Below are 26,112 nucleotides of genomic sequence, written 5' to 3' on the forward strand. Positions count from 1 at the left end.
AGGAGATCCTCCGACGATCTCACCAACAGGAATGCGCTGCCTGCGGCACCTCCATGGCTCACCGAAAGCCGGTCCCCAACCGCAAGTGGTGCTCGGGCACCTGCCAGCAGAGAGGGTTCCGTTGGCGAGCGGAACTCCGTGACCGGGCCGCACAATCCGACGACTGACCGACGGCCTCACCACAGGTGAAGGAAACTCCGGATGTCGTCAAAGCCGTCGACGGCCCGGCCATCCACGTCTGTCGGATCCGCCTCCGCACGCGCCGCCAGCGACTCCGCCAGGGCGAGGGCCGCATCGCTGAGACATCCGAAGCGTCGAGCCGCATGTCCCAGGCACAGGCCAGCCAGCCCGAGCAGGGGGCTGCCTGACACGGCCCGCGTTCCGACCTGGACACACCAGTGCTCGACGAACTCCCGATCGTCGTCGTTCAGCGCACTTCCGACCAGTACAACCGCCGCCTCACCCTCCAGTGATGGGTCACGCAGAGCCCGTTCCAGGAACTCGGCCACCTCCTCATGGGGCAGAGCCGGAGGGTTCTCGAAGCGCAGATGGGAGTGCATCCGGCGAGACTACGCGCCCACGAAAACGGCGATCTGCCCAGTCCGCACCACCTCGACACGTAACACGTCGGTCCAACTTCGCTGTCAGAAGCTGGACAGTGGCCCATCTTCGGTGTCACAAACAGCAATCCACCCAACTTCGGTGACACGCGTCCCGAATTCGGTGTCACGGGTCACATGGGCCGTCCTCGGAAGTTGTTGCCAAGCGAACTGTTCCGATATATCGTTGAGGCATCGCGATAGATTCGCGACTGATCATCGATGGAAGGAGCGTAGCGATGCGTTCACATGGACACGAGCAGGAACAGGGACATGGGCAGTGCGGGCCCGGCCATCGAGGCCGGGGCGAGTCTGCGGGGCGGCGCGGGGCCTTCGGGCCGTTCGGGCCGAACTTCGGACCGCCGTTCGGCGGGCCCTTCGGAGGCGGCGGCCGAGGCCGCGGCGGAGGCAGGGGCAGGGCGCGGCGCGGCGATGTACGCGCGTCGATCCTGGCGCTGCTGAAGGACCGGCCGATGCACGGCTACGAGATGATCCAGGAGATCGGCGAGCGCAGCGGAGGCGCCTGGCGCCCCAGCCCCGGTTCGGTCTACCCGACCCTCCAGCTCCTGGAGGACGAGGGTCTCATCGAGAGCCGGAGCGAGGGTGGCAAGAACCTCTTCACCCTGACCGAGGCCGGTCGCACCGAGGCCGAATCCGGGCCCGAAGCGCCCTGGGAAGAGGCCGGGCGCGGTGTCGACTGGGAGACGATGAACGAGATCCGGCAGGCCGGCTTCGGCCTGATGGAGGCGTTCGGGCAGGTCTGGAAGACCGGCTCCGCCGACCAGCGTCAGAAGGCCCTCGCCGTCATCAACGACGCCCGCAAGAAGCTTTATCTGATCCTCGCCAACGACGACGACTGAGCGACGGCTGCAGAGCGACGACGGCCGAGTGGCGAGGACCGGGCGGCGGCGACCCGTAACGAATCCTGTCAACGTGGGCCCCGTGACGATCGGCGAGATCGTCGCGGGGCCCTCTCCCCTGTCCGGGCCGCCCGCAGCGGCTACCGGAACTCCGCCGCGTTGAAAGTCCGGCATGACGGTCGCGGACGAGGCGGGTGGCAAGACGGCGCGCGCCCCAGGGGTCTGTCGACGCCCGATCTCATTCGTAAGGAGGAGAGGTCGCACTCCCGTCCCCAACTTCGGTGGGATGCTCGAATGCTCCCCGCCGGGGATGTCTTACCGGCCGGTCGCCTGATGAGGTGGGAGAGTGCAGAGTCCTACCCCGTGGTTGCCCGAACAGTCCGATTCGACCGTCGTCTCCGCCGTATCGATCCGCGCGGACATCGACGCCGGACTCTCCGCCGAGCTCGCGGCCGTCGTGTCGGGAGCCCGCAGGAGGGCGCACCGCGACGGAGACCGGCACATCGACACCGCCCACCTCCTCCACTCGCTCCTGGAGTCGGACTCCGAGGTCCGCGCGGCGTTCGACGGCGGGCCGCAGGTCGCCCGCGTCCTCGGCTATCTCGTCCAGCGGAGCATCGGCTACGGGCTGCGCTGGCAGGGGATGGTGGAGGACTCCGGCGCGGTCCCCGTCGTGTCGACGCCCGCGGTCCCCGGCTGGTCGCCGTCGGCCGTCACCGTCATGGAGAGCACTGTCGAACGGGCCCGACGGCGGGGCGAGCGACAGGCGGGCGGTCTCGATCTGCTCACCGAGCTCGCGTCCGACCCCGCCTCCCGCGCGGTCGAGGTGCTGGAGCGGGCCGGAGTGGACGCGCGGGCCCTCACCGGCCGTATCGCCGAGGCGTCCTACGGAGTGTGACCGCCTGGTCAATGGAGAGTGACGGCCTGTCTCGACAGGCGTGAAAGCGCCGATGCTCCTGACGCCGACTGACATGATGTGTCCATGCACGCGTCTCAGGGGAGAAGCGTCGGCCTGGGACTCGCGCTCCTGTCGGCCTTCGCGTTCGGTGGATCAGGTGTCGCGGCCAAGCCGCTGATCGAGGCGGGGCTCGATCCGCTCCATGTGGTCTGGCTCCGGGTCGCCGGGGCCGCACTCGTGATGCTGCCCCTCGCCTGGCGCCACCGCGATCTGGTCCGCCGCAGGCCCGCGCTGCTCGCGGGCTACGGCATGTTCGCCGTCGCCGGCGTGCAGGCGTTCTACTTCGCCTCGCTCTCCCGGATACCCGTCGGGGTCGCGCTGCTCGTCGAGTATCTGGCGCCCGCGCTGGTGCTGCTCTGGGTGCGCTTCGTCCGCCGCACGCCCGTCACCCGCGCCGCCGCCGTCGGCGTCGTCCTGGCCGTGGGCGGACTCGCCTGCGTCGTCGAGGTGTGGGCCGGGCTCTCCTTCGAAGTGATCGGGCTGCTGCTCGCGCTCGGCGCGGCCTGCTGCCAGGTCGGCTACTTCCTCCTCTCCGACCAGGGCGGCGACCCGGCGGCGGACCCGTCCGACGCCGTCGACCCGCTGGGCGTCATCGCGTACGGGCTGCTCATCGGCACAGTCGTCCTCACCGTCATCGCCCGGCCCTGGGGCATGGAGTGGTCGCTGCTGGCCGGCAGCGCCGACATGGACGGGACACCGGTCGCCGCGCCGCTGCTGCTCGGGTGGATCGTGCTCGTGGCGACCGTGCTCGCCTACGGCACCGGCGTGATCAGCGTACGAAGGCTCTCGCCTCAGGTGGCGGGGGTCGTCGCCTGTCTGGAGGCGGTCATCGCGACCGTGCTGGCCTGGGTCCTGCTGGGCGAACACCTGTCGGCGCCGCAGATCCTGGGCGGCCTCGTCGTGCTTGTCGGTGCGTTCATCGCTCAGACCTCGACGCCCGCGGCGCGGGCCGGAGGAGGGGGCGAGGGGTCCATGGTGGCCGCCGAAGCACCCGAAGCACCCGAAGTGGTCGGTGAGGAGGACGGGTTGTCCGCCGACCGGGCCGCGACATAGGCTGCCGATCATGCCGCAGACCGTACTTCCGCCTCCCGCCGCCTGAGCGCGGGCGGCCATCCGTTGACGTAGACCGGGCTCGGGCAGTCCCCGAGCGGTTCGTCGCTGCCCGCGAGACGGAGTGAGCGACCACCAACCCGTTCCGCACACGGAGAAGTCACGTGTCGATTTCCGCATCGTCCGCTGCCACAACTGCCGCTTCCGCAGCGTCCGCCGCCCCCGGCCCGTCGGTCGGGCGCAGCCTGTTCTATCTCGTCGTCGCCGGGGTCGCCTGGGGGACCGCCGGCGCCGCCGCGTCGCTGGTCTACCGCATCAGCGACGTCGGTCCGCTCTCCCTCTCCTTCTGGCGCTGCGTCGGCGGCCTCGTTCTGCTGCTCGGCGCGCTGGCGCTGCGCCGCGGGCGCGTGGCGAGGGCTCTCCCGTCGGTGACCGCGACCGCGACCGCGACCGAGCCGCGCCGCCGCCGGCTGATCCGGATCCTCGCAACAGGCATCGGCCTCGCGGTCTTCCAGAGCGCGTACTTCGCCGCCGTCGAGGAGACCGGACTCGCCGTCGGCACCGTGGTCACCCTCGGCGCCGGGCCCGTCCTCATCGCCCTCGGCGCACGGCTGACGATGGGCGAACGGCTCGGCGGCGGCGGCCTGCTCGCCGTCGTCGGCGCTCTCGCCGGCCTCGCCGTCCTGGTGCTCGGCGGTGACGGGGCGACGGTGCGTCCGGTGGGGATCGCGTACGCCCTGCTGTCGGCGACCGGTTACGCCGCGATCACCCTGCTCACGCGCCGGCTCGGCCGCGACGGCGGCAAGGCCGGCTCGCTCGCCACCACCGCATGGGCCTTCGCCGTCGCGGCACTGTGCGTCCTGCCGATCGCCGCGGGCGAGGGACTGCTGCCGCACACGGCCGAACCGGCCCAGGTGCTCTGGCTGTTCCTGTACGTCGCCGCCGTACCGACCGCTCTCGCCTACGCCCTGTACTTCGCGGGCGCGGCGGTCGTACGCGCCGCCACCGTCTCCGTGATCATGCTGCTGGAGCCGGTGAGCGCGGCGGTCATCGCGGTCGGTCTGCTGGGGGAGCGGCTCACCGCCGCGACCGTGGTGGGGACGCTGCTGCTGCTCGCCGCCGTGGTGGGTCTCGCCGCCGCCGAGGCGCGCCTCGCGTCGGACCGCCGGAAGACGGCCGATCTCGTGTAAGCCCTCGCGTGCCGCCTCGCGCGGCCCCGGCGTACAGCGTCCGCCGGGGTCAGAGCACGGTGAGGTAGTCGGGCAGGCCGACGGCCGGGTCCAGGTCGTCGGCCGGGACCGGTGTGCCGTATCCGCGTACGACGGGCACCACACCGGTCCAGTGGGGGAGCGACAGGTCCTCGGGCTCGTCGTTCGGGCCGCCGGTACGGACCTTGGCGGACACCTCGTCGAGATCGAGGCTCAGTACGGCGGTCGCGGCCAGTTCCTTCGCGTTGGCCGGCCGTGAGTCGTAGGAGCGGCCGGGCACGACATGGTCGACCACGGCGTCGAGCGCGGCGCGCCGTTCGCCGGGGTCGGTCACCTGGTACGCGGTGCCGTGCACCACGACGGAGCGGTAGTTGATCGAGTGGTGGAAGGCCGACCGCGCCAGCACCAGACCGTCGACATGGGTGACCGTGAGACAGACCGCGAGCCCCGGGTCCGCCGTGTCGCCCGCCGTCCGCAGGGGGCGGGAGCCGGTCGACCCGTGGACGTAGAGCCGCTCGCCGACCCGGGCGTAAAGGGTGGGGAGGACCACGGGCGCGCCGTCGCGGACGAAGCCGAGATGGCACAGATAGGTCTCGTCGAGTATCCCGTGGACCAACTCGCGGTCGTACGAGGCGCGGTCGGCGGACCGGGTGGGGACGGTGCGGTCGGTGGGGCGGTAGGCGTCGGCGGGCGAGGAGGGAGGCTTGGGCATTGCACTCTCCTATGTACTAGTGCATAGTCTTCTTTGTGCTAGGAGAGTATCGGATCGAAGGGCGGCGCGCCGCCGAGATTGCCGCGAGCGTGGAGCGGGGGATCGGCGCGGGAGAACTGGCGCCCGGCCAACCGCTGCCTCCGCTGCGGGAGTTGGCACTGGAGCTGGGCGTCAACCCGAACACGGTGGCCGCCGCGTACCGCACGCTGCGCGACCGGGGTGTCATCGAGACGGCGGGCCGGAGGGGCAGCCGGGTGCGGGCGCGCCCGTCGAGCACGTCGCGCGGCTCGATCCGGGTCGACGTGCCCGCCGGCGTACGGGAGGTGTCCGACGGCAATCCGGATCCCGCCCTGCTGCCGCCGCTGCACGACGCGTTCGCGGCGGCGGCGCGGGAGCAGGCGGAGCGTCCGGGGCGGTACGGCGACGCGGCCGTCCTCCCCGAGTTCGCGCGGCTCGCCCGTGCCGGGCTGGACGAGGACGGGGTGCCCGACGGGCCGGTCGCCGTCACCTCGGGCTCGCTGGACGCGATCGAGCGTGTGCTGGCCGCGCATCTGCGGCCGGGGGACGCCGTCGCCGTCGAGGACCCCGGCTGGGGCAGCCTCCTCGATCTGGTGCCCGCTCTGGGGCTGCGGCCCCTGCCGGTGGCGCTGGACGACGACGGGCCGCTGCCGGGGGAGCTGGAGCGGGCACTGCGGGCCGGGGCGCGGGCGGTCGTCGTCACCGACCGTGCGCAGAATCCGACGGGCGCCGTGGTGGGCGCGGCCCGCGCGCGGGAGCTGCGTACGGTGCTGGCGGCCCATCCCCACGTACTGCTCATCGAGGACGACCACGGGCACCGGATCGTCGACGTGCCGCTTCATCCGCTGGCCGGAGTCACCGACAGCTGGGCGCTCGTGCGGTCGACGGCCAAGGCGTACGGCCCCGATCTGCGGCTCGCCGTGCTGACGGGGGACGCCGTCACCGTCGACCGGGTGACGGGCCGTCAGCGACTGGGCCCCGGCTGGGTGAGCAGACTGCTGCAACGGGCGGTCGTGGAGCTGTGGGCGACGGACGCGGTGGACCCCCGTGCGGTGGCGCGCGCGTACGGCGAGCGGCGTGACGCCCTGGTCCGGGCGCTCGCGGAACGGGGCGTCGAGGCGCACGGGCGGAGCGGGATGAACGTGTGGGTGCCGGTGGCCGAGGAGACCGGTGCGGTGGCGCGGCTGCTGCACGCGGGCTGGGCGGTCGCGCCCGGGGCGCGCTTCCGGTTGACCGCCGGGCCCGGCGTCCGGCTGACGGTGTCGGGCCTGACGGGAAAGGACATCGAGGCGGTCGCGGACGCGGTGGCCGACGCGGCGGGGGCCGCGCCGGCGCGCAGTTACGGCTGATCGACGGGGATCGGGGCGGGGGCCGCGGGTGCGGGTGCTCGCGCGGGCGCCGGAGTCGGAGAGGGCGCCGACGTCTGCTCGGGCTTCGGGTGGGACTTTCGCGCGGTGCGCGAACCGCCGGCCCGCTGCTGGGTCAGTGCGGCGCCGACGAGCACGACCACCGCGCCGACCGGGGTGTTCCAGTGCAGCGGCTCGTCGAGGACCGCGACACCGGCGGCGGTCGCGATGACGGGGACGAAGTACGTGACCATCTGACCGGTCGTCGGGCCGACTTCGGCGACGAGACCGTACTGGATCAGCAGGGCAAGCCCCGTACCCAGACTGCCGAGCGCGACCACGGCGAGCAGCGGCACCACCGGGAAGGACGTCGGAAGATCGGTGAACAGCGGGGTCACCACGGCCAGTTGGAGGGTCGCCATGAACAACTGGGCACCGATGAGCGAGAGATGCGAGCCGCTGCTGCCGGCCAGTGTGCGGCGTACGTAGATCCAGCCGACGGCGTAGCTGAGCGAGGCCAGCAGCGCCATGGCCGTACCGGTGAAGTCCAGCCCGGAGAAACCCTGCCAGGCGCCGAGCGCGGTCAGTACGCCGATGAAGCCGAGGCCCAGGCCGCCGACCCGGCGCCGGGTGGGACGGTCCTCGGAGAGCGCCACGAGCGACAGCAGCATGCCCCACAGCGGTGAGGTGGCGTTGCAGATGCCGGCCAGGGTCGAGGGGATCGTCAGCTCGGCGTAGGAGAAGAGCGAGAAGGGCACGGCGTTGAGGATGAGCGCCGCGACGGTGAGATGGCCCCAGGTGCGCAGCCCCCGGGGAAGCCGCTCGCGCCGTACCGCGATCGCGACGGCCAGGACCGCCGTACCGAAGAACAGCCGGCCGAACGTCACCTGGAACGGCGCGTAGCCGTCGGTGCCCACCTTGATGAGCAGAAAGCTGAAGCCCCAGATCAGCGAGAGCACGCCGAACCGGATGCGCCAGTCGATCGCGTTGCGGCGGGGCGAAGCGGCCGAAGCGGACGAAATGGTCGAGGTCGTCGAAGCGGATCCGGTGGGCCCGCCGCGGGGCGGGGTCGCTGTGCTCATACGGCAACGATGAGGGCCCCAACCCCTTAGAACAAGCGAGAATATCTCCACCCGTCTGCGTAGTATCGCTTACATGTTGAACCTGGAGAGGCTGCGGATCCTTGACGCGCTCGCCCGGCACGGCTCCGTGAGCGGCGCCGCCGACGGTCTCCATGTGACCACGTCGGCCGTCTCGCAGCAGATGGCCAAGCTGGAGCGGGAGGTCGGCCAGCAACTGCTGACCAAGCACGGGCGCGGCGTACGGCTCACCGACGCGGGGCGGCTGCTCGCCGACCACGCCGCGCGGATCATCTCCCAGGTGGAGCTCGCCCAGTCGGACATCGAGGCGCGCCGGGGCGAGGTGGTCGGCGAGGTGCGGCTGTCGGCGTTCCCCACGGCGGCCCGTGGTCTGTTCCCCGTCGCGCTCGCCTCACTGCGCAAGGCGCACCCCGATCTGCGGGTGCGCTCGATGGAGTTGGAGCCGGACGGCGCTCTCCGCCAGGTCCTGCGGGGCGATCTCGATCTCGCCGTCGTACTGGACTGGAACAACAAGCGGCTGCCGGTGCCGGGCGGGCTGGCCACGGCCTCCCTCCTGGAGGACGCGGCCGATGTGGCGATGCCGGCCGATCATCCGCTGGCGGGCCGGCGGGAAGTCGAACTGGAGGAGTTCGCCGACGACTCGTGGGTGTCCTGGCCGACCGGCGAGTTCTGCCACGAGTGGCTCGTGTTCACGCTGCGCTCGAAGGGGATCGAGCCGCGCATCGAGCACATGGCCGGTGAGCAGCACACCCAACTGGAGCTGGTCGGCGGGGGGTTGGGGGTCTGTGTCGCGCCGCGGATGGGGCGCGGGCGGCTGCCCGACGGTGTGGTGGCCGTCCCCGTACGGCAGAAGATGTTCCGGCACGTGTACGCGGTGTGGCGCGCCGACGCCGACCGCCGCCCGTCGATCCGGGCGGCGGTCGAGGCGCTGGACGAAGCGGCGCGGGTGGTGAAGGCCGTGGAGACGGCGGATGTCAGGGACTGACCATGCCGACCGCCCCTCAGGCGAGGGTGATCGAGTCCCCCTCGACGGTGATCGAGGCGGCGCCCAGCGGCTTGTTCGCGGGGCCCTTCTTCACGCTGCCGTTCGCCGCGTCGAACTGACTGCCGTGGCAGGGGCAGGTGATGGTGCCGTTGGAGATGTCGCCCACGGTGCATCCCGAGTGGGTGCACACGGAGGAGAAGGCCTTGAACTCACCGGCCGTCGGCTGGGTGACCACGACGCCCTTGTCCTCGAAGACCTTGCCGCCGCCCTCCGGGATGTCGGAGGTCTTGGCGAGCACCTCTCCCTTGCCCGCGGCCCCGCTGTCCCCGTTGGCGCCGTCGTCCGCCCCGCCGTCGCCCGCCGGCGTCTCAGCGGCGGCGTCCGACGCGTCGTCGTCCGAGCCGCAGGCGACGAGTGCCGCGCCGAGGCCGACGGCGCCCGCCGCCGCCACGACCGTACGGCGCGCCACCGTCCGACCCGTGGCCGTCCGCGCGGTGCCCTGCGTTCCCGTCATGTCTGCTCCCTGTCCGTGCCCGGCTCCGGCGGCCGGTTCTCAAGGGGGTACGCACCAGTGCGGCGCGGTGTTCAAGCCCCGGACGACTTTCTCAAAGTTTCAAGGACTCCCGGGGGACATCCGAGCGGCGTCGCCCCGGGAACCTGTGCGCGGTACTGCTGCCGCGCACATGACGCAGGTCACAGGAACCCCACAGGGGCCGCGGAGAGACAACAGGTGTGAGGGAACCAGAAGATGACCTGCGCGGGCGCCTGCGCGCGGGGGAACGCGAAGCGTTCGCCGAGTTGTACGAGCAGTGCGCCCGAATCGTCTACCGGCACGCGCTGAGACTCACCGGGGACTGGTCGACGGCCGAAGAGGTCATGTCGGACACCTTCCTGGCCGCCTGGCGAGGGCGGGAGCGCCTGTCGGAGGGGGAGGGCTCGCCGCTGCCCTGGCTGCTGGGGATCGCCACCCACAAGTGCGAGAACGCCCGACGCGGGCTGCGCCGGCGGCTTGCCTTCCTGGCCCGCCAGCCACGCCCCCCGGTCGTGGCCGACTTCGCGCCCGAGACCGCCGGACGCATCGACGACGCACGGCGCCTGGCCGTCGTCCAGGACGCCCTGGGCCATCTGCGACGTCAGGAGCGCGAAGTGCTGTCCCTGTGCGTGTGGTCCGGGCTCGACTACCAGCAGACCGCCGAGGCCCTGGGCGTACCCGTCGGGACGGTGCGCTCCCGGCTCTCGCGCGCCCGCAAGAAGCTCGCCCGGCTCGTCGAAGAGAAAGCGGAACCGCGCGCCGGTCGCGGAGAGGTGACAAGTACGGCCGCACTCGCGGCCCTGCCCGTGCGGGAGGAAACCACATGAACCGCGAAGACGTCCCGTCCCGGGACCGGCAGGACGACGCCCGGCGGATCGCCCGGCTGCTGCCCGCCCCGGCCACCGCGGACCTGCCGCGCGAGCAGTACCTCCACCACAAGGAACGACTGATGGACCGCATCGACCGTGACAGCGAGCGCCACCGTGAGCCCGCGGCCTCCGGGGCAGCCACGACCCGGCCCGCCCGGCGCCTCCTCCGCCCCGCCCTCCTCATTCCCGTGACGGCGCTGGCAGGGGCCGGGGCGCTCACCGCGGGCATCGCGCTGAGCGCCGACGACCACCGGCCCGACGCGGCGGTGTCCCAGGCCCCGACGACCGACACCGCGCCGCCGGCCGCCGCCCTGCTGCACCAGATCTCCGACGTCGCCCTCAAGAACGACGCACCCACCGTGCGGGACGACCAGTTCCTCTACACCCGGTCCAAGGTCCGCGACGCCGACGTGACCAGCGGCAGGGCGGTCGTCGGCCCGCTGTCGGACCGCGAGACCTGGACGGCGCAGGAGCAGGGCCCCCTCCGGAAGCTCGGACTCCTCCGGGTCGACGGCGAAACCCTCCCGATCAACGCCGAGTTGGGGGACGAGGGCGGCACCCCGGCCGGGCTGAGCAGGCCCACGTACCGCTGGCTCGCCGCACTCCCCACCGACCCCGACCGCCTGCTGAACCACCTGTACGCCCACACGCCCGAGGTCCCGGGCCAGGAACGCGCGCAGACCGTGTTCGACCAGATCGGCGCGCTGCTCGGCGGCGTGATGCCGCCGCGTACCGCCTCGGCCCTCTACCGGGCCGCGGCCACCATGCCCGGTGTCACCGAGGCGCCGGAGGCCCACGACGCGATCGGCCGGCGGGGCGTCGGCATCGCCCGCGACGACACCCGGTTCGGCACCCGTACCGAATGGGTCTTCGACACGGAGGATCTCACCTTCCTCGGTTCCCGCAGCTATCTGATCAGGGACACCGCGTACGGGAAGTCCGGCACCCTCCTGTCGAGCAGGGCCGAGATCGCGCGCGGCGTCGTCGACAGGGCGGGCACCACACCGGCCCGTGAGCCCGCGGGAAGCGTCCGGGAGAGCTAGGGTCTGTCGTTTGGGTCCTGCCGGGCTCGCGGCCCCTGGCACGTGCGCCCGCCGGGATTACTGGGCAGCCCTCAGCCCGGTGATTCCGGCGGTGACCGGCAAGTGGTCGCTGCCGGTCGCGGGCAGGGTGCGGATATGGGCGACCGTCGCCGAGCGGGTCATGACCTGGTCGATCCGGGCCAGCGGGAAGGCGGTGGGGAAGCTGAGGGCGAAGCCCCGTTCGGCCACATTCATCCGTGAGGTCAGCGGGGTCAGCCCCCGGTCCTCCACCGTGCCGTTGAGGTCGCCCAGCAGAATGACCCGCTCCACACTCTCGGCGGCGAGCGCCTCGCCCAGCAGCCCGGCGCTCTCGTCGCGCGAGGACGACGTGAGGCCGCTCGCCCCGAAGCGGACCGACGGCAGGTGGGCGACGTACGCCGCGATCTCGCCGTGCGGGGTGCTGACCACGGTGCGCAGCCCGCGATTCCACCCTTCCGGGATCCCCCGGGGCTTGATGTCCAGCAGCCGGCTGCCGGTCAGCGGATGCTTCGACCAGAGCCCGACGGTGCCCCGGACCGCGTGGTACGGGTAGCCGGGGGCGAGCGTCTTCTCGTACGTCGTGAGCGCCGGGGGCACCAGCTCCTGGAGCGCGATGAGGTCGGGTCCCGCGTCCGCCAGCGCGCGGGCGGTGCCCGCCGGGTCGGTGTTGGTGTCACTGACGTTGTGCTGCACCACGACCAGGTCGTACGTATCGGCCCGCGCGTCGGCCGGCAGGAGCAGCCCGCCGAAGAGATACGTCCAGGCCGCCACCGGCAGCAGCAGGGCCACCAGCGCGACGACCGAACGGCGCAGCAGCGCCAGGACGAACACCACCACGACCATCAGGCCCAGCCACGGCAGGAACGCCTCCAGTGAACTGCCCAGGCGGCCAGGGAAGTTGGGCACGGCCCGGTGGAAGGCCAGCAGCGCCGCCGTCAGCACCGCGAGCGCGGCGAGCACCCGGCCCCGGCGCCAGGCCGACCGCTCCCGGGTCCAGGCGACCCGCTCCCGGATCCATGCGGACCGCCCCCCGGCCGACCGGCCCCGCGCCTCCGCCGAGTCCGCCGGCTCCACGTCCTGCCGCACCTGCTCCACCATGGCTTCCCATCCCCTTGACCGTGCTCATCAAGACGAATGATCAGGTGGATCGGTTTCTCAGGAACCGGCGGCGTCCGCAGTCTCCCCCTTCCGCGCGGAGAGGACGGGGCCCGGGGGAGTCCAGCGGCGGTTGCGCGGGACGTCGGAGGAGAGGCCGTACTCCTTCTTCAGCTGCTCCGGGATGGCGTAGTGCATGACGCGGCCCCGCGTGAGCGAGGACAGTTCGAGCACGGTGGTGAGATGGCCGAGGCGGTCCAGGGCCCAGGCGCCGAACGGTGAGTGGTCCTCGACGGTTTCCAGCACGTTCAGCAGTACGGGCACGGCCTTGACGAGGGTGTCCCAGTGGGTGCGCGGCACCTCCAGCCAATCGGCGCTGGTGTCGCCGATCAGATGGCGGATGAGCGCGGACACGACGGGGTCGAGAAGGGTGCCCGGCACCACCTCCTCGTACAGATCGATCAACTGCCGTGTGAGATCTGCGCCTTCGGGGCTCGGACCCATATGGCGCGACATGTACAGGTCCGAGAAGTGGCGCGCCTCGTCCAGGTCCGCGGGCGCGTGCTGCTGGTCGATGCCGAGCATGGCGCCCACCACCCGCCAGGCGTAGAAGTACGACTCCGCCCCGTCCACGCTCATATGGATGCCGAGGCGGTGCAGGGCGTCCAGGACCTGGATCGAGAACATCATCTGGCCGCCGATCATGTCCTCCTGACAGATCGGCGTCCCCAGCCGCTCCACGTCCCAGCGCCCCTCGCGCGCGAGATGGTGGCGGATGGACGCGTGCAGGAGCCGGACCTTCTGGGCGGCGGGGATGAACCGGCTGCCCGCCTCGAAGGCGTTCGGCTGCATGAGATAGACGGTGAACTGCCCGGTCTCGGCCATCCGCTTGGAGGGGTACTTGAGCGAGTGGGTCGCCGACAGCAGCTTCGCGATGTGCGGGACGACATAACACGCGGGCATGGAGGCGAAGGACAGCGCGGTGGAGATGTGCACGTTGTTGTCGATGAAGAACATCCGCGCCTTCTCCATCTCGTCCCAGTCCACCCAGGCCGGCGGCCCGGCGGTCTGGGCGAGATACTCACGGGCCACCTCCGGCAGACCGTCGGGGAGTTCCTGCCCGACGGTGGAGACGTACCGCATCAGGGAGTTGAACTTGCCGACCTCGCCGCGCTCGAAGAGCGTCGCGACGGTGGCGTCGGCCAGCTCGTCGCCCGACAGGCGCAGGGAGTTGAGGGAGTCTTCGGTGTAGGCCACGGACGAACCTTTCGAGAGGTGGGGGCTCCGGAACCGGTGGTGGACGGTGTCGATCGATCTCGCCCGGCCTTGTCCGTCCGGTCAGTCCGGCCGGCTGGTGGCCGCGGTGGCCAGCTGGGTCAGGGACCGGTGGGCGATCCGCGGAAGCCCGGCGCCGCCCAGCGCGCCGACCGCCGCTCCGACCCTTTCGGTGATCATCTCCTCGACGCGTTGGCGCGCGCCGGTGCGCTCCACGACCGCGCGTACCCGCTCCAACTGCTCGGCGGTGAGGGTGCGGCGACCGAGGAGTTTCTTCAGCTCGCGCCGCTCGGCGGGTGTGGCCGACTGCTTGGTGAGGGCGATGAGCGCGGTGGGACGGGCGGCGGAGACGTCGTCGGTGTTCGACTTGCCCGTGGTCGCGGGGTCGCCGAACAGACCGATGAGATCGTCCCGCAGCTGGAACGCCTCACCCAGCGGGAGGCCGTAGTCGGTGAACATCTCCAGGAGGGCGGGTTCGGCGCCGGCGACCGCGGCACCGATGTGCAGGGGGTGCTCGACGGTGTACTTGGCCGTCTTGTAACGGATCACCTTCAGCGATCGCCGTACGTCGGAATCGCCCTCGGTGTGCAGCAGCTCCAGCGCCTCCCCGGCGATCAACTCACGTGCCAGCACTGCCCAGAGGCCACGGGCCTGGGCCAGATAGGCCGCGGGCAGCCCGCAGCCGGTGAACATCTGCCCGGCCCACGACATCAGCAGGTCTCCGGCCAGCATCGCCATCGACCGGGCCCGCTCCTTGCGGCGCGGGCCGTCCGTGAACGCGTCCCGCAGGGCCACATGGGCGGTCGGCAGGCCGTGCCGCAGGGCGCTGTCGTCGATGATGTCGTCATGGACCACGGCGGCGGCGTGGACGAGTTCCATGCTCGCCGCCGCCCGCACCATCGCGTCGCTGTCCGGTTGTCCCGCCGCGCGCCAGCCCCAGTAGCAGAAGGCCGACCGCAGGCGTTTCCCGCGGGCGGTCACCGATGTCAGGACATCGACGAGGGGCGCGAGTTCGGCGTCCAGCGCGAGGAGAGCGTCCGCCTCCGTCGCCACGAACTCTTCGAGCTCCCGGTCGACGCGGGACTTGAGCGCCGTCCGCTCGGAGGGCTCAGCCACCGGTGCCGCCGGCGGCGGCCGCGCGAAGCTGTGCGTGCCGCGCGAGGACTTCCATGTGCGCCTCGCCCCCGGTGCCGAAGAGGCCGCGGCCCGACAACTCGGGGCCGGTGCCCGTTCCGTTGGCGCCGAGGCGGTCGAGGGCCAGTCGGCCGCGTGCCTGGAGGTCCCGCCGGCCCTGCGCCGCGAGCGAGCCGACGTCCGAGCGGCCCGCGAGAGCGCGTACGGCCTTCAGAGCCGACCCGCAGGTGCTCAGCGCCAGATCCGCCAGACCGGCCAGCAGGAGAACAGGACGGCCGCCGCCGTCACCTTCTTGATGGACGTCCTTCGGTACGTGCACGGTCCCCACCCCTCTGCCCGACGGCAGGTCACGTATGTGCCCGCCCCTGACAGCAGAGTGCCTGGCGACCGCCGCCGACACGCGCCGGATACCCCATCAAGTGATCATTCGTTCAGGCGTACGGCGGGCCGGTGCCCGGCCCGTTCCCGCCGATGTCCTTGCGGCAGCCGGACACGGGCTGTACGACGGCTTCACGCACGACCGTCTCGGCCCTCCTCGCCTCCCGGCACAGCGGGCGCCGACTCCACTCCTCCCGAAGGAACCCATCACATGAGCAGCCACCCGGACCGGATCAAGTCGGTTCCCCTCACCCCGGACCTGTACGACTACATCGTGGCCCAGGCGGAACCGCCCACCCCCGTCCAGCGAGAGCTGATCACCCGCACCCGGGCGCTCGGCGGGCCCGCCGGAATGCAGGTCCCGCACGAACAGGGCGTCCTGCTCACCCTGCTGGCCCGGCTCACCGACGCCCGCCGCATCGTCGAGGTGGGCACCTTCACCGGTTACTCGACCCTCGCCCTGGCGGCAGGACTGGCCCCCGGGGGCCATGTCCTCACCTGCGACATCTCCACGGACTGGACCGCCATCGCCCAGGAGGCATGGAAGAAGGCGGGCCTCCAGGACCGGATCGAGCTCCGCATCGCCCCGGCCCTCGACACCCTGGGCTCCCTGCCGGCGAAGCCGCTCATCGACCTCGTCTTCCTCGACGCGGACAAGCCGGGCTACCGCGCCTACTGGGACGAACTCGTACCGCGCGTACGTCCGGGCGGCCTCCTCCTCGCCGACAACGTGCTGTACGGCGGGGCGGCGGCCAGCGCCGACGCGGAGGGCAACGCACTGGCGATCCGGGAGTTCAACGCGTACGTCCGGGCCGACGACCGCGTCGAGTCGCTTCTCCTGCCGATCGCGGACGGCCTGACCATCGCCCGCAAACGCTGAGGGGCCCGCGGGCGGCCAAAGGCCCACCGAACGGGGCGGTCCGCCGCTGACCGTCCACACCGGCCGGCCGCCGACGACGCGGCGATCACGGAGAAGACCGCGCACATCCCCGGCGCCGACCGGTGATCGGACGTCACTTCGAACCGCCACCCGTCTTGGACGACAAGCTCAGCGGATACGCACCGTGGTGGACTCGCCGGGCTTCAGGGTGATCCGCTTGCGGAAGTCCCCGGCGCGCAGCTCGGTCGTTCGCCCGCCGACGCTGCGGACGGTTGCCGTGGTCGCCCTGCCGTCGCGCCAGGACAGATCCACCTCGAAGCCGCCGCGAGCGCCGACGCCGCTCACCGAGCCCTTGTCGGCCCACGCGCCGGGGAGGGCCGGCAGCAACTCGATCACGCCTGGGCGGGAGTAGAGGATCATCTCCAGGGCGGCGGCGCCGCCGCCCAGGTTCGCGTCGATCTGGAAGATCGTGTAACTGCCCTGGCTGTACATGTCGAACCAGTTGGCCGAGGTGCCGTTCCCGTTGTTCATCGAGGGGCGCAGAATCGTCAGATAGAGCTGGTACGCCTTCTCCGCGTCCTTCAGGCGCGACCAGCACAACGACCGCCATGCGCAGGCCCAGCCGTAGCTGTCCATCCCCCGCGCGACGAGCAGTTCGCGGACACCGTCGAGGAGCGGCTCCGGGCTCGTGTCGGCGGCGATCCTGTCGCCGGGGTAGAAACCGATCAGCGGGGAGAGGTGACGGTGCGTGGTCTCACCGAGGTTGTCCGGAGTCATCCACTCCTCGAGCCAGCCGGTCTTCGGGCTGACCCGCGGCAGATAGAGCCTGGCCTGCATCGCGGCCAGCTCGGCCGCCAGCTTCTCGTCCCGGCCAAGCACCGCGGCCGCCGTCCCGAACTCCTCGAAGAGCTCCCACACCAGTTCCTGGCCGTACGTGTTGCCCTTGCGGTCCGGGCCGTGCTCCGGTGACCAGGAGCTGTCGTCGATCAGCACCTCACGCGACGTCCCGTCCGGATCGGTGACCGTCTCGGTGATCAGCCGGGCCTGCCAGAACTCCGCCGCGCCCTTGAGAACGGGGTAGATCAGCTCCAGGTAGTCCCGGTCCTGGCTGTACTCGTAGTGGCGCCAGAGCGAATTGCAGAGCCAGGCGTTGCCCGACGGATGCCAGACCCAGCCGCTGCCGCCGTGGATGTTGGTGGAGAACGCCACCGCCCAGCCGGCGATGTCCCCGGTGCTGTTACGGAATCTGTTCTTCTCGTTGTTGTAGAGCCGCTTGGTCACATCGGTCCACACCGGCAGCTGGGACACGCAGTACTTGGCGAACGCGAGGGAGTTCTCGCCCAGTCCGGCGGGGTCGGCCAGCCAGTAGTTCATCTGGACGTTGATGTCGGTGTGGTAATCGGCGTACCAGTCGGGTTTGTTGTTGTGCACCCAGATGCCCTGGAGGTTCATCGGGAGCCAGTCGCGGGATCCGGTGATCGTGAGGTAGCGGCCGTACTGGACGTACGTGGCCTCCAGTTCGGGGTCCGGCTTCGACCGGTCGGTGTGCCGTACCGCGAGGCGCGACCAGGAGTCCAGCGAGCGCTGGACCGGCGACGAGTCGCCCAGGTCGATGCTGAACCGGTTGTAGAGGCGCTGATAGTCGGCGACGTGGGTGTTCAACAACGTGTCACCGGAGACCTTCGCCGCGGCCGCCACCTTGGCGCGGGCGACGGCGAGGGGGGCGTTGGCCGTGTCGCGGAAGTTCTTCGCGGCATCGGGGGAGTAGTCGGTGCCCGCGCAGACCACGATCAGCAGTTCACGGCAGCCGGCGAAGGTGATCTCGTCATCCTCCACGCGGACCCGGCCGGTGGCACTGACCGCGGTCACGGCCGCGGCGTACCGCAGGTCGTTGCCCAGCTTCCCGGTGAACGACAACTGTCCCTTCTCGCCGGACGTGGTCTCGTCGTGCGTGCCGGACAGGGAGATCGTGCCGGTGTGCGGGCCGTCACCGGTGAGGCGGACGACGATCACGTCGTCGGGGTGGCTGGCGTAGATCTCGCGGCGATACCGGACGCCGCGGTGTCGATACCGCGCCGACACCACACCATTGCTCAGGTCGAGTTGGCGGCGGTAGTCGCTCACCGCGTCACCCGAGTGGCCGGGCAGCTTGACGCGGAGCTTGGCCAGCAGACCGAAGCTGCCGAAGTCGTCGGCGCCGTAGGGAAGTTGGCCGTCGTCGGTCAGTATGTCGTTACGGCCGCCGGTCCAGAAGGCGCCGTCGGTGAGGTACAGGTAGTCATCCACCGGGTCGCACCCGGACAGCGCGCCGAGCCGGCCATTGCCGACCGGCAGGGCCTCTTGCATGATGCTCGCCTCAACAGCGGGCGTGGTGTACCAGATTGCCGTGGCCCTGTTCTCCGGTACGAGATCCACGCCGGAGGGGCGGACGGGGGCGGCATGCGCGGCGAACGGGCGGAGGCCACCGGCGAGGGCGAGGCCGCCACCCGCGGCTGTTCCGGTGATGCGGAGAAAATCGCGACGAGAGGAGGCGGGCACAGTTGGGGTCCCTTCCAACGGGCTTCACGCAGAGTGTCGTCGGCAACTATTCATAAAATACGAGGAACGAGTCAAGGGTTTGCGCACGCAGGCATCCGATCTCTGCGAGCCGCTCGATCGCTTTGAGCCCCATTTGCCAGTCTCTGTGGCACTCGATCGTCAATGGCGCACTCGTGACAGCTCATGAGATCGGATGAATCCCCCGGCGGGGCGGCTGAGTAGATCCGCACCGTACGGAGCGGCGCACGGCGTCTCGTTCCGGCGTGCCGAGGGTGTGCGACCTGCGCGCCTGCACCTTTTCTGACGATATGACCGCCAGAATGCGACCGGGGTTGATTCGTCGATTGTTGAGGATTGGACAGCGCCATGGATATGAGGCTCGAAGTCGTACTGCTCCCGGTCGCCGACGTCGACCGCGCGAAGCAGTTCTACGCCCAGCGGATGGGGTTCCGCCTCGATGTCGACAAGCCCGTCAAGGACGACTACCGCGTGGTGCACCTGACGCCCCCCGGGTCCGGATGTTCCATCGCCTTCGGCGTCGGAGTGACCACCGCGGAGCCCGGCTCCGTCCAGGGGCTGCAACTCGTGGTGACCGACATCGAACGGGCGCGCGACCAACTGATCGAGGGCGGTGTCGATGTGAGCGAGATCTTCCACGACGCCACCGGCCTCTTCCACCACGCGGGTGAGGTGGACCGCGTACCAGGACTGGCGGCCGGGCGGGCGAGCTACGGCTCCTTCGCCTCCTTCGCCGACCCCGACGGCAACGGCTGGCTCCTCCAGGAGATCACCGAACGGCTTCCGGGCCGCTGATCCGTCATGTCCGACGCCGGACCGAACAGGCAGGATGAGGACGCGTGATGAAGGAATCCGGGCGCACCTACGACGTGGTGGTGATCGGCGCCGGACCTGTCGGCGAGAACGTGGCCGACCGTACCCGCGCCGCCGGGCTGAGCACGGTCGTCGTGGAGAACGAGCTGATCGGCGGCGAGTGCTCGTTCTGGGCCTGCGAGCCGAGCAAGGGGCTGCTGAGACCGGTGCTCACCCGCGCCGACGCGACCCGGATGCCCGGACTCGACCCGGCGGTGGCGCGCCCCCTGGACGCTGCCGCCGTGTTCGCCCACCGCGACGAGATGGCCGCCCACTGGAAGGACGACGACCAGGTGGAATGGCTGGCCGGGGCCGGCGTCGACCTCGTACGTGGCCAGGGGCGCCTGGACGGGCCCCGCCGGGTGACGGTGACATCCGCCGAGGGCGCGAGGACCGTGCTGGAGGCCCGCCACGCCGTGGCGGTCTGCACCGGTACCCGTCCCGCCCTGCCGGACCTTCCGGATCTGGCGGCGGCACGCCCCTGGACCAACCGCGAGGCGACCAGCGCCCGTCAGGTGCCCGGACGGCTCGCGGTGGTGGGAGGAGGTCCCGTCGCCGTCGAGATGTCGACCGCGTTCAGGGCCCTCGGAGCGCAGGTGACCATGCTGGTCCGCGGCGCGCGGCTGCTGCCGCGCATGGAACCCTTCGCCGGCGAACTGGTCGCGACGGGGCTGCGCGAAGCCGGTGTCGACATCCGGTTCGGACGCGTCGTCACCTCGGCGGAACGCCGGGGAGGGCCGGACGACGAGGTGCGTCTCACGCTCGACGACGGCGACGTCCTGGCGGTGGACGAGGTTCTCTTCGCCACCGGCCGGGCACCGCGGACCGACGACATCGGCCTGGAGACCGTCGGGCTGACCCCGGGGGACTGGCTCGGCGTGGACGACAGCTGCACCGTGACAGCCGTCTCCGAGGGCTGGCTGTACGGGGTGGGAGACGTCAACCACCGCGCCCTGCTGACGCATCAGGGCAAGTACCAGGCCCGCATCGCGGGCGCCGTCATCGGCGCCCGTGCCGACGGCCGCACTCTGGACGCACGCCCGTGGGGCCCTCACACGGCCAGGGCTGACACGGTCGCGGTACCCCAGGTGGTCTTCACCGACCCCGAGGTCGCCACCGTGGGACTGACGACGATCGACGCCGAGCGCGCGGGACGCGAGGTCAAGGTGGTCGACTACGACATCGCAAACGTCGCGGGGGCCACCCAGTACGGGGAGGGCTACCGGGGCCGGGCCCGCATGCTGGTGGACCGCGATCGCGACATCGTCGTGGGCGTCACCTTCGTCGGGCCGGGCGTCGCGGAACTTCTCCACTCCGCGACGGTCGTCGTCGCGGGTGAGACGCACGTGGAGAGACTCTGGCACGCCGTGCCGGCCTTCCCCACCATCAGTGAGGTCTGGCTTCGTCTTCTGGAGACCTACCGAGGCTGAGCCACCGGCGGCGGTGATCACGCCGGTCGGGGTGCGCCGGCTTCCGCGACGCCCTCCGGCAGGTGCCCGGGCCGCCCCTGATGTCACCGCTCTCGTTAGGTAGCTATTATCCACATATGAGTACTTTCGTATGTGAATGGCTTCACGGGTTGGCCTGAGCGTGGCTGAGGACAGAACCGACGCCTCGGCGCAGATCGAACAAGCCCTGGCGGACATCGTGAAAACCACCGGGGCGCATCTCGGGGCCGTCTATCTGAAAGTGCCCGAAGACCAGCTCCTGCGCATGGTCCGGGTGATCGGTGTGTCCCTGAGGGTGGCCAGGCCGTGGTCGATGGTGGCGCTCGCGGCGCCGGTCCCGGTGGCGGAGGCGGCGCGTGAGGGCCATCCGGTGTGGGTGGGTTCCCATGTGGAACTGGCCCGCCGCTTCCCCCGTACAGCACTCGCCCTGCCTTACGACGTCGCCATGCTCGTCGTGCCCCTGTCCACCGGAGACACCTGCTGGGGCGCGCTGCTGCAGCTCTGGCCCGGCACCCGCGACCCTGATCCCTCCCGTCAGGAAGAGGAAGCGACCGACACGGGTGCCCGCCTGATCGGTGAGCTCCTGCGGCAGGCCGCGGAGGAGGGGAATCCGCTGCCACCCGGAGAGCTGCGCGTCGTGGAGCCGCCCCCCGCGCGGTACGAGGAGCCCGGCGCCGAAATCACCGAGCGTCTCCCCGAAGGCATGTGCGCCCTGGACCTCGAAGGCCGTATCACCTTCTACAACAGGAGGGCCACCGAGCTGCTGGGCGTCGACGAGAGCGAACTCCTGGGCGCCCGGCTCTGGGAGATCCTGCCCTGGCTGCTCGACCCGGTGTACGAGAACGCCTACCTGGCGGCCCTCTTCAGCCGCCTGCCCAGGTCCTTCACGGCCTTGCGGCCCCCCGACCGCCTGCTGGCCTTCTACCTCTACCCCGACGCCACCGGCATCAGCGTCCGTATCGTGCCCACCGAGGAGGCGGCTGTGCCCGACGAGGAGCCGGCTCCGGCCCCCGAGGGGTCCGCCGTGCCCGCCGAGGAGCCACCCGCGTTGTCCTTCGAGGGGCCCGCATCGCCGGGCCTGGCCGCGGAGAGCGGCGATGATCCGGTCGCGGCCCCGACCGTCACCGAACGGACCCGGCCGGGCGCCCTCTACCAGCTGCTGCACCTGTCCTCGGCCCTCACCGAGTCGGTCGGGGTCCAGGACGTGACCGACGCGGTCACCAACCAGATCCTGCCCGTCATCGACGTACAGAGCCTGGCCATGGTCACCGTCGACGGGGGGCGACTCCAGGTCGTCGGCTCGCGCGGCTTTCCGCAGGAGATCGTGGACGGTCTCCAGGACCGCTCGCTGAGCGCGGACTCCCCGGAGGTCCGGGCCATCATGACCGGCATCCCCACGTTCCACCCGCATATCGAGGACCTCCGGCGCATCTACCCGAACATCGCGGTGAGCCCGGACACGGCCGCGTGCGCACATCTGCCGATGTTCGCTTCCGGCCGGACGATCGGCGCGGTCGTACTGGGCTACAACCGTCCGCACTTCTTCCCGCCGGACGAACGCGCCGGTCTCACCTCACTGGCCGGAGTGATCGCACAGGCTCTCGAACGGGCCCGGCTCTACGACACCAAGAACCAGGTCGCACTGGGTCTCCAGGCCGCGCTGCTCCCCGGCGTCCTGCCGGACGTCCCGGGTATCGAGGTCGCCGCCCGCTACATTCCGGCGACCACCGGCATGGACATCGGAGGCGACTTCTACGACCTCATCCGCCTGGACGACACCTCGGTCGCCGCCGTCATCGGTGATGTGCAGGGCCACAACGTGAACGCCGCCGCCCTGATGGGACAGGTCCGCACCGCCGTCCACACCCACGCCAGCGCCGGAGCCATTCCGGGTGAGATTCTGGCGCGCACCAACCGGCTGCTGGTCGACCTGCGCTCGAACCTGTTCACGAGCTGCCTGTACGCCCACCTCGACCTGAGGAACCACCGGGCCCATCTGGCGACGGCCGGCCACCTGCCACCCGTACTGCTCCATCCCGACGGCCGTACGGAGATCATCGACGGACCGTCCGGAATCCTCCTGGGAATCGAGCCGGAGGCCCAGTACCGGACCTTCGACGTGCCCCTTCCACCGGGCGCGATCCTCGCCCTCTTCACCGACGGCCTGGTCGAAGTGCCCGGCACCGATCTTGACGAGTCCATCGCGGAATTCGCCGGTCACCTGGCGGAGGCGGACTCGCAGTCCCTGGAAGAGCTCACGGAGACACTTGTCCGGCGTGCCGCACAGGCCGGGCGGCGCTCCTGGGGCAACGACGACATCGCCCTGCTGCTCATCAAAGTGGCGGCCGTCTGAAGCCGGCCTCCCCCGGTGCCGGGGGACAGGCGCTCCACCGGGCAGAACCTCTCATGCGTCGCCGCCGGGCGGAATGTTCTGGTTGAGGCGGAACACGTTTCCGGGGTCGTAAACGGATTTCGCCGCGCGCAGCCGTGTGTAGGTCTCGGGCGAGTACGCCTGCCGCACCCGTGCCGGAGTGGGATCGGACGAGGTGAAGTTCAGATAGGTGTGTCCGGTGCTCCATGGCTGGACTCTCTCCAACACCCGCTGCGCGTAGGCCTGTTGCGGGTCGCCCTCGGTGGGTGGACCGAGGTTCATGAGCCAGACGGCGAAGGTGGCATCACGGTTGCCCACCGCGCTCGGCGGGCCCGTCCGACGCCCCAGGGCGCCCCCGAGATGGCGCACCTCGACGTACTCCACCGGCTGATCGGCCCGCGGTCCGGCGAGTTCGACGATCGCGTCGACCGTCTCGGGGGAGAACTGGTCCAGCATCGTCGTCCACTCGCGGAACAGCATCGGGTCGGCCGGGTCCTGGTGGATCGAGGCGAAGTCCGTCAGTGGCATGTCGCCGACCGTGTCGAGCAGCACGGGAGCGGCCTGCCTGAGCGGCGCGAGCAGACGTTCCCCCTCCGCCGTGGTTCCGAGGTAGGCGATCCGTACGTGGAGGGTGAACGTACCGCGCAGCAGCTTCGGGACGGACGGAGCGTCCGCCAGGCGCAGCAGGGCGATCGAGGAGGTGAGCTCCTCGGGTACGGAAGCGGTGAAACGCTGGTAGGCGTGCATCACCGAGGCGGTGTCCTCGCCCGAGAAGAACAGCCCGCCTCCGTACAGCCGTGTCACATCGTGCAGGTCCAACTCCAGCGCGGTCACCACACCCATGTTGCTTCTGCTGCCGCGCAGGGCCCAGAACAGCTCCGGCTCCTCCTGCGCGGTGGCACGCCTCAGCAGCCCGTCGGCGGTGACCACTTCGATCGCGTGCACATAGTCGGCGGCCCAGCCGAACGGTCTGCCGAATGTGGGGCTGAGACCTCCGCCGAGGGTGAATCCCACGACGCCGACCGACGGTGAGGAGCCGACGATCGGCGCCAGACCGAACGGCTCAGCCGCGTCGACCACTTGCTGGGCGGTCGCCCCTGCCTGCACGACGGCCCGGTGACTGGCCTCGTCAACGGTGATGCCCGACATCCGACGTGTGGTGATCAGTACCGCCCCGTCGGCCGGGACAATGGCCTGGTGGCCCGTGGCGAGCACGGCGACAGCGAGGCCGTGGGCGGTCGCGAACCGGACGGCGGCCTGCACATCGGCCGGCTCGGCCGCGCCCACCACAACGGCCGGCTTGTGCGTGATCGCCAGGTTGAAGGTGGCGCACTCGGCGGCGTAACCGCCGTCGCCGGGCCGGAGAACCTCTCCCGTCACGCCGGCCGCGAGAGCGGCGATGTCCTCGGCGGAGACGCCCTGGGGCGGACCTTCGTCGGAAGCGGGGACAGCCAACTGGATCGCGCCTTTCGAAGTGGTGGTCGCCCTGCGCGGACCCGTATGGGCGTCGAAGTCCGCATCAGTGATGCTTTGTTCCTTCCCGCTCATGAAACAACAGGTGCGACCGCCCCGCATCAGATGCGGGGCCACTCCGAACAGCCCCGCCTCACGGCCGTGAAGGGCGGGCGCGGGCCGCGCCCGCCCCGGCGTTCAGCCCCTGCCGAAGTGCACCGAAGGGAAGGCGCCCGCTGCACGGTCCGCACCGCTATTTCACCGTGGTGCACGCCCTCGACGTCGCTTCCGGGCGATCAGTGACGGATGAGCGGATCCGGCGTTGATCATCGCGATCCACTTCGCCCCCTGAAAGGAGCCGGTGATGCGTCATGGCTTCGCCGCACTCGTACTCGCGACGGTCGCTCTGACGGCCGCGTACACCGCCCCGGCCCAGGCAGCGGCCAATCCCTCCCCGGTGCCTCCCGCCGCTGAGTCCCTCCTGAAGGACGGGCTCACGATCGAGGGCCCTCTGATCAACAACCTCGACCTGCAGCATCTGCTGTAGCGCCCGACAGGGACGGTCAGGGTGCCGCGCCGCCGGGCGGGGAGCCGGAGGCGGGCGGGAGCGAGCGCGAAAGGCCCGGCTGGGGCATCCCCAGCCGGGCCTCGTGTTCGCGAGGGCTCAGAAGGTGAGGCCGCCACCGAGGTCGATCCCGATCGCCGAAGCGGGAGCGGCAAGGGCGGTGACGAGGGCGAAGGCCCCGAGCAGGACAGTGGCGATCTGACGACGCATGGCAGTTGCCTTTCTCAGATGAACTTCTCAGATGAGTCGGACTGAGCTGCTGCCAGTCTGAAGATCATAAACGCCGAATTCCAGGAGAGCCACGCCGGATACACCTGAATGCACGCGCTCTCCAGTGCGGTGAGCCCCGATTCGTGCGAGGCCGGGAGAACGGCGCGGGGCGACGGCGCGTGAGGCCAGCGCCGGGACGGCGAGCGCCCATGTGTCTGGGGCGGCTGGTGTGAACATTCACGCGTTTACAGGCCGGGCTCCGCTTCATCTCGGCGATCCGCTGGGTCAGATGTGAGCCACGGCCGATAACTGCCTGTGTCCGTCTGCTGTGTCTGCGTAGTGTCCTGCGTTCGTACGCGTGTCGCATTTCTCTGCAGGGAAGGACACACGCTTTCGTGTCTTCACACAGACATCAAGCGCCACGGCGCCGGGCGCGTTTCGCGGCCGGGGCCGCGCTGCTCCTGGTCGCCGAGGCGGCGCTCATAGCCGGGGCCTCGATGCCGGCCGGCGCGGCGCCCGCGCCGGAGCCTGGCGCGGCGAAGGTGGTCCAGCCGTCGAAGGCCGACATCCTCACATCGGATATCGCGTGGGCGGCCGA

The 26,112-nt window shown here is 70.9% G+C and carries 23 protein-coding genes and 1 pseudogene; 14 read left to right on the plus strand and 10 right to left on the minus strand.

Annotated elements, in window-relative coordinates; translation table 11 throughout:
• Nucleotides 1–176: 176 nt before the first annotated feature.
• Nucleotides 177–560 (minus strand): hypothetical protein, encoded by a 384-nt coding sequence (locus IEY79_RS35470; RefSeq protein ID WP_229701405.1) that lies wholly within the window; start codon nt 558–560, stop codon nt 177–179.
• 278 nt (nt 561–838) lie between these two features.
• Here IEY79_RS35470 and IEY79_RS35475 point away from each other — a divergent pair, with 278 nt between their 5' ends.
• The 4 genes from IEY79_RS35475 to IEY79_RS35490 all read left to right on the plus strand — a co-directional run bounded on the left by IEY79_RS35475 (nt 839) and on the right by IEY79_RS35490 (nt 4,657).
• Nucleotides 839–1,459, plus strand: a complete 621-nt coding sequence (locus IEY79_RS35475; RefSeq protein ID WP_189111779.1) for a PadR family transcriptional regulator — start codon at nt 839–841, stop codon at nt 1,457–1,459.
• A 346-nt stretch (nt 1,460–1,805) separates the two neighbouring features.
• Nucleotides 1,806–2,357, plus strand: coding sequence for a Clp protease N-terminal domain-containing protein (locus IEY79_RS35480; RefSeq protein WP_373292693.1), 552 nt, complete (start codon nt 1,806–1,808; stop codon nt 2,355–2,357).
• Nucleotides 2,358–2,441: 84 nt separating this feature from the next.
• Entirely contained in the window at nt 2,442–3,470 is a 1,029-nt protein-coding gene (locus IEY79_RS35485; protein ID WP_189111780.1) for an EamA family transporter, read from the plus strand.
• A 167-nt stretch (nt 3,471–3,637) separates the two neighbouring features.
• The gene (locus IEY79_RS35490) at nt 3,638–4,657 is read left to right on the plus strand and encodes a DMT family transporter (RefSeq protein WP_189111805.1); all 1,020 of its coding nucleotides are present in this window, start codon (nt 3,638–3,640) and stop codon (nt 4,655–4,657) included.
• A gap of 49 nt (nt 4,658–4,706) precedes the next feature.
• Here the strand turns inward: IEY79_RS35490 and IEY79_RS35495 are convergent, their stop codons facing one another.
• The gene (locus IEY79_RS35495; RefSeq protein ID WP_189111781.1) at nt 4,707–5,387 is read right to left on the minus strand and encodes a pyridoxamine 5'-phosphate oxidase family protein; all 681 of its coding nucleotides are present in this window, start codon (nt 5,385–5,387) and stop codon (nt 4,707–4,709) included.
• 35 nt (nt 5,388–5,422) lie between these two features.
• On the opposite strand from IEY79_RS35495, the gene IEY79_RS35500 reads away from it, so the two are divergent.
• Complete coding sequence (locus tag IEY79_RS35500) at nt 5,423–6,754, plus strand: aminotransferase class I/II-fold pyridoxal phosphate-dependent enzyme (protein WP_189111782.1); 1,332 nt, start codon at nt 5,423–5,425, stop codon at nt 6,752–6,754.
• Here the strand turns inward: IEY79_RS35500 and IEY79_RS35505 are convergent.
• Nucleotides 6,745–7,833 carry a DMT family transporter gene (locus tag IEY79_RS35505; RefSeq protein WP_189111783.1) on the minus strand — a complete coding sequence of 363 codons (1,089 nt, stop codon included), beginning with the start codon at nt 7,831–7,833 and terminating at the stop codon, nt 6,745–6,747. The genes IEY79_RS35500 and IEY79_RS35505 overlap by 10 nt on opposite strands.
• 73 nt (nt 7,834–7,906) lie before the next feature.
• Here IEY79_RS35505 and IEY79_RS35510 point away from each other — a divergent pair, with 73 nt between their 5' ends.
• Nucleotides 7,907–8,836, plus strand: coding sequence for a LysR family transcriptional regulator (locus IEY79_RS35510; protein ID WP_189111784.1), 930 nt, complete (start codon nt 7,907–7,909; stop codon nt 8,834–8,836).
• A gap of 16 nt (nt 8,837–8,852) precedes the next feature.
• Here IEY79_RS35510 and IEY79_RS35515 read toward each other — a convergent pair whose 3' ends face one another.
• Nucleotides 8,853–9,350 carry a Rieske (2Fe-2S) protein gene (locus IEY79_RS35515; RefSeq protein WP_189111785.1) on the minus strand — a complete coding sequence of 166 codons (498 nt, stop codon included), beginning with the start codon at nt 9,348–9,350 and terminating at the stop codon, nt 8,853–8,855.
• 239 nt (nt 9,351–9,589) lie between these two features.
• Here IEY79_RS35515 and IEY79_RS35520 point away from each other — a divergent pair, with 239 nt between their 5' ends.
• On the plus strand, nt 9,590–10,195 hold the full coding sequence (locus IEY79_RS35520) for an RNA polymerase sigma factor (protein WP_189111806.1): 606 nt from the start codon (nt 9,590–9,592) through the stop codon (nt 10,193–10,195).
• Nucleotides 10,192–11,280: a CU044_5270 family protein gene (locus IEY79_RS35525; protein ID WP_189111786.1), complete on the plus strand. Its 1,089-nt coding sequence runs from the start codon at nt 10,192–10,194 to the stop codon at nt 11,278–11,280. The genes IEY79_RS35520 and IEY79_RS35525 overlap by 4 nt, the downstream gene beginning before the upstream one ends.
• A gap of 57 nt (nt 11,281–11,337) precedes the next feature.
• Here IEY79_RS35525 and IEY79_RS35530 read toward each other — a convergent pair whose 3' ends face one another.
• The 4 genes from IEY79_RS35530 to IEY79_RS35545 all read right to left on the minus strand — a co-directional run bounded on the left by IEY79_RS35530 (nt 11,338) and on the right by IEY79_RS35545 (nt 15,121).
• Nucleotides 11,338–12,396 (minus strand): endonuclease/exonuclease/phosphatase family protein, encoded by a 1,059-nt coding sequence (locus IEY79_RS35530; RefSeq protein WP_189111787.1) that lies wholly within the window; start codon nt 12,394–12,396, stop codon nt 11,338–11,340.
• Between the two features lie 57 nt (nt 12,397–12,453).
• On the minus strand, nt 12,454–13,650 hold the full coding sequence (locus IEY79_RS35535; protein ID WP_189111788.1) for an oxygenase MpaB family protein: 1,197 nt from the start codon (nt 13,648–13,650) through the stop codon (nt 12,454–12,456).
• An 81-nt stretch (nt 13,651–13,731) separates the two neighbouring features.
• Nucleotides 13,732–14,784 (minus strand): polyprenyl synthetase family protein, encoded by a 1,053-nt coding sequence (locus IEY79_RS35540; RefSeq protein WP_189111789.1) that lies wholly within the window; start codon nt 14,782–14,784, stop codon nt 13,732–13,734.
• Nucleotides 14,777–15,121 (minus strand): hypothetical protein, encoded by a 345-nt coding sequence (locus tag IEY79_RS35545; RefSeq protein WP_189111790.1) that lies wholly within the window; start codon nt 15,119–15,121, stop codon nt 14,777–14,779. Before IEY79_RS35545 ends, IEY79_RS35540 begins: the two co-directional genes overlap by 8 nt.
• 270 nt (nt 15,122–15,391) lie before the next feature.
• Between IEY79_RS35545 and IEY79_RS35550 the strand changes: the two genes are divergently transcribed.
• Entirely contained in the window at nt 15,392–16,060 is a 669-nt protein-coding gene (locus IEY79_RS35550; RefSeq protein ID WP_189111791.1) for an O-methyltransferase, read from the plus strand.
• A 168-nt stretch (nt 16,061–16,228) separates the two neighbouring features.
• On the opposite strand, the gene IEY79_RS35555 is transcribed toward IEY79_RS35550, so the two are convergent.
• Nucleotides 16,229–18,598, minus strand: a complete 2,370-nt coding sequence (locus IEY79_RS35555; RefSeq protein ID WP_189111792.1) for a glycosyl hydrolase family 95 catalytic domain-containing protein — start codon at nt 18,596–18,598, stop codon at nt 16,229–16,231.
• Nucleotides 18,599–18,964: 366 nt separating this feature from the next.
• Between IEY79_RS35555 and IEY79_RS35560 the strand changes: the two genes are divergently transcribed.
• From IEY79_RS35560 to IEY79_RS35570, 3 genes are all read left to right on the plus strand, one after another.
• Entirely contained in the window at nt 18,965–19,411 is a 447-nt protein-coding gene (locus IEY79_RS35560; RefSeq protein WP_189111793.1) for a VOC family protein, read from the plus strand.
• Nucleotides 19,412–19,458: 47 nt separating this feature from the next.
• Nucleotides 19,459–20,898 (plus strand): dihydrolipoyl dehydrogenase family protein, encoded by a 1,440-nt coding sequence (locus IEY79_RS35565; RefSeq protein WP_189111794.1) that lies wholly within the window; start codon nt 19,459–19,461, stop codon nt 20,896–20,898.
• Nucleotides 20,899–21,058: 160 nt separating this feature from the next.
• Nucleotides 21,059–23,269 (plus strand): SpoIIE family protein phosphatase, encoded by a 2,211-nt coding sequence (locus tag IEY79_RS35570; RefSeq protein WP_229701406.1) that lies wholly within the window; start codon nt 21,059–21,061, stop codon nt 23,267–23,269.
• A 51-nt stretch (nt 23,270–23,320) separates the two neighbouring features.
• Here IEY79_RS35570 and IEY79_RS35575 read toward each other — a convergent pair whose 3' ends face one another.
• Nucleotides 23,321–24,835, minus strand: coding sequence for an FAD-binding oxidoreductase (locus tag IEY79_RS35575; protein WP_189111796.1), 1,515 nt, complete (start codon nt 24,833–24,835; stop codon nt 23,321–23,323).
• Between the two features lie 268 nt (nt 24,836–25,103).
• Here IEY79_RS35575 and IEY79_RS35580 point away from each other — a divergent pair, with 268 nt between their 5' ends.
• Both IEY79_RS35580 and IEY79_RS37790 read left to right on the plus strand, forming a co-directional pair.
• Entirely contained in the window at nt 25,104–25,286 is a 183-nt protein-coding gene (locus IEY79_RS35580; protein WP_189111797.1) for a hypothetical protein, read from the plus strand.
• 623 nt (nt 25,287–25,909) lie between these two features.
• Nucleotides 25,910–26,112, plus strand: a pseudogene (locus tag IEY79_RS37790) (hypothetical protein); the annotation flags it as partial.

The sequence above is a fragment of the Streptomyces camponoticapitis genome (assembly GCF_014646115.1).
GTDB classification, from domain to species: Bacteria; Actinomycetota; Actinomycetes; order Streptomycetales; family Streptomycetaceae; genus Streptomyces; species Streptomyces camponoticapitis.

Excerpts from the sequence above, each read along its gene's own strand:
- IEY79_RS35475 (WP_189111779.1), top strand. The coding sequence starts at position 839 with ATGCGTTCACATGGACACGAGCAGGAACAGGGACATGGGCAGTGCGGG.
- IEY79_RS35495 (WP_189111781.1), bottom strand. The coding sequence starts at position 5,387 with ATGCCCAAGCCTCCCTCCTCGCCCGCCGACGCCTACCGCCCCACCGAC.
- IEY79_RS35575 (WP_189111796.1), bottom strand. The coding sequence starts at position 24,835 with ATGAGCGGGAAGGAACAAAGCATCACTGATGCGGACTTCGACGCCCAT.
- IEY79_RS35530 (WP_189111787.1), bottom strand. The coding sequence starts at position 12,396 with ATGGTGGAGCAGGTGCGGCAGGACGTGGAGCCGGCGGACTCGGCGGAG.
- IEY79_RS35505 (WP_189111783.1), bottom strand. The coding sequence starts at position 7,833 with ATGAGCACAGCGACCCCGCCCCGCGGCGGGCCCACCGGATCCGCTTCG.
- IEY79_RS35525 (WP_189111786.1), top strand. The coding sequence starts at position 10,192 with ATGAACCGCGAAGACGTCCCGTCCCGGGACCGGCAGGACGACGCCCGG.
- IEY79_RS35560 (WP_189111793.1), top strand. The coding sequence starts at position 18,965 with ATGGATATGAGGCTCGAAGTCGTACTGCTCCCGGTCGCCGACGTCGAC.
- IEY79_RS35510 (WP_189111784.1), top strand. The coding sequence starts at position 7,907 with ATGTTGAACCTGGAGAGGCTGCGGATCCTTGACGCGCTCGCCCGGCAC.
- IEY79_RS35580 (WP_189111797.1), top strand. The coding sequence starts at position 25,104 with ATGCGTCATGGCTTCGCCGCACTCGTACTCGCGACGGTCGCTCTGACG.
- IEY79_RS35470 (WP_229701405.1), bottom strand. The coding sequence starts at position 560 with ATGCACTCCCATCTGCGCTTCGAGAACCCTCCGGCTCTGCCCCATGAG.
- IEY79_RS35565 (WP_189111794.1), top strand. The coding sequence starts at position 19,459 with ATGAAGGAATCCGGGCGCACCTACGACGTGGTGGTGATCGGCGCCGGA.
- IEY79_RS35515 (WP_189111785.1), bottom strand. The coding sequence starts at position 9,350 with ATGACGGGAACGCAGGGCACCGCGCGGACGGCCACGGGTCGGACGGTG.
- IEY79_RS35550 (WP_189111791.1), top strand. The coding sequence starts at position 15,392 with ATGAGCAGCCACCCGGACCGGATCAAGTCGGTTCCCCTCACCCCGGAC.
- IEY79_RS35485 (WP_189111780.1), top strand. The coding sequence starts at position 2,442 with ATGCACGCGTCTCAGGGGAGAAGCGTCGGCCTGGGACTCGCGCTCCTG.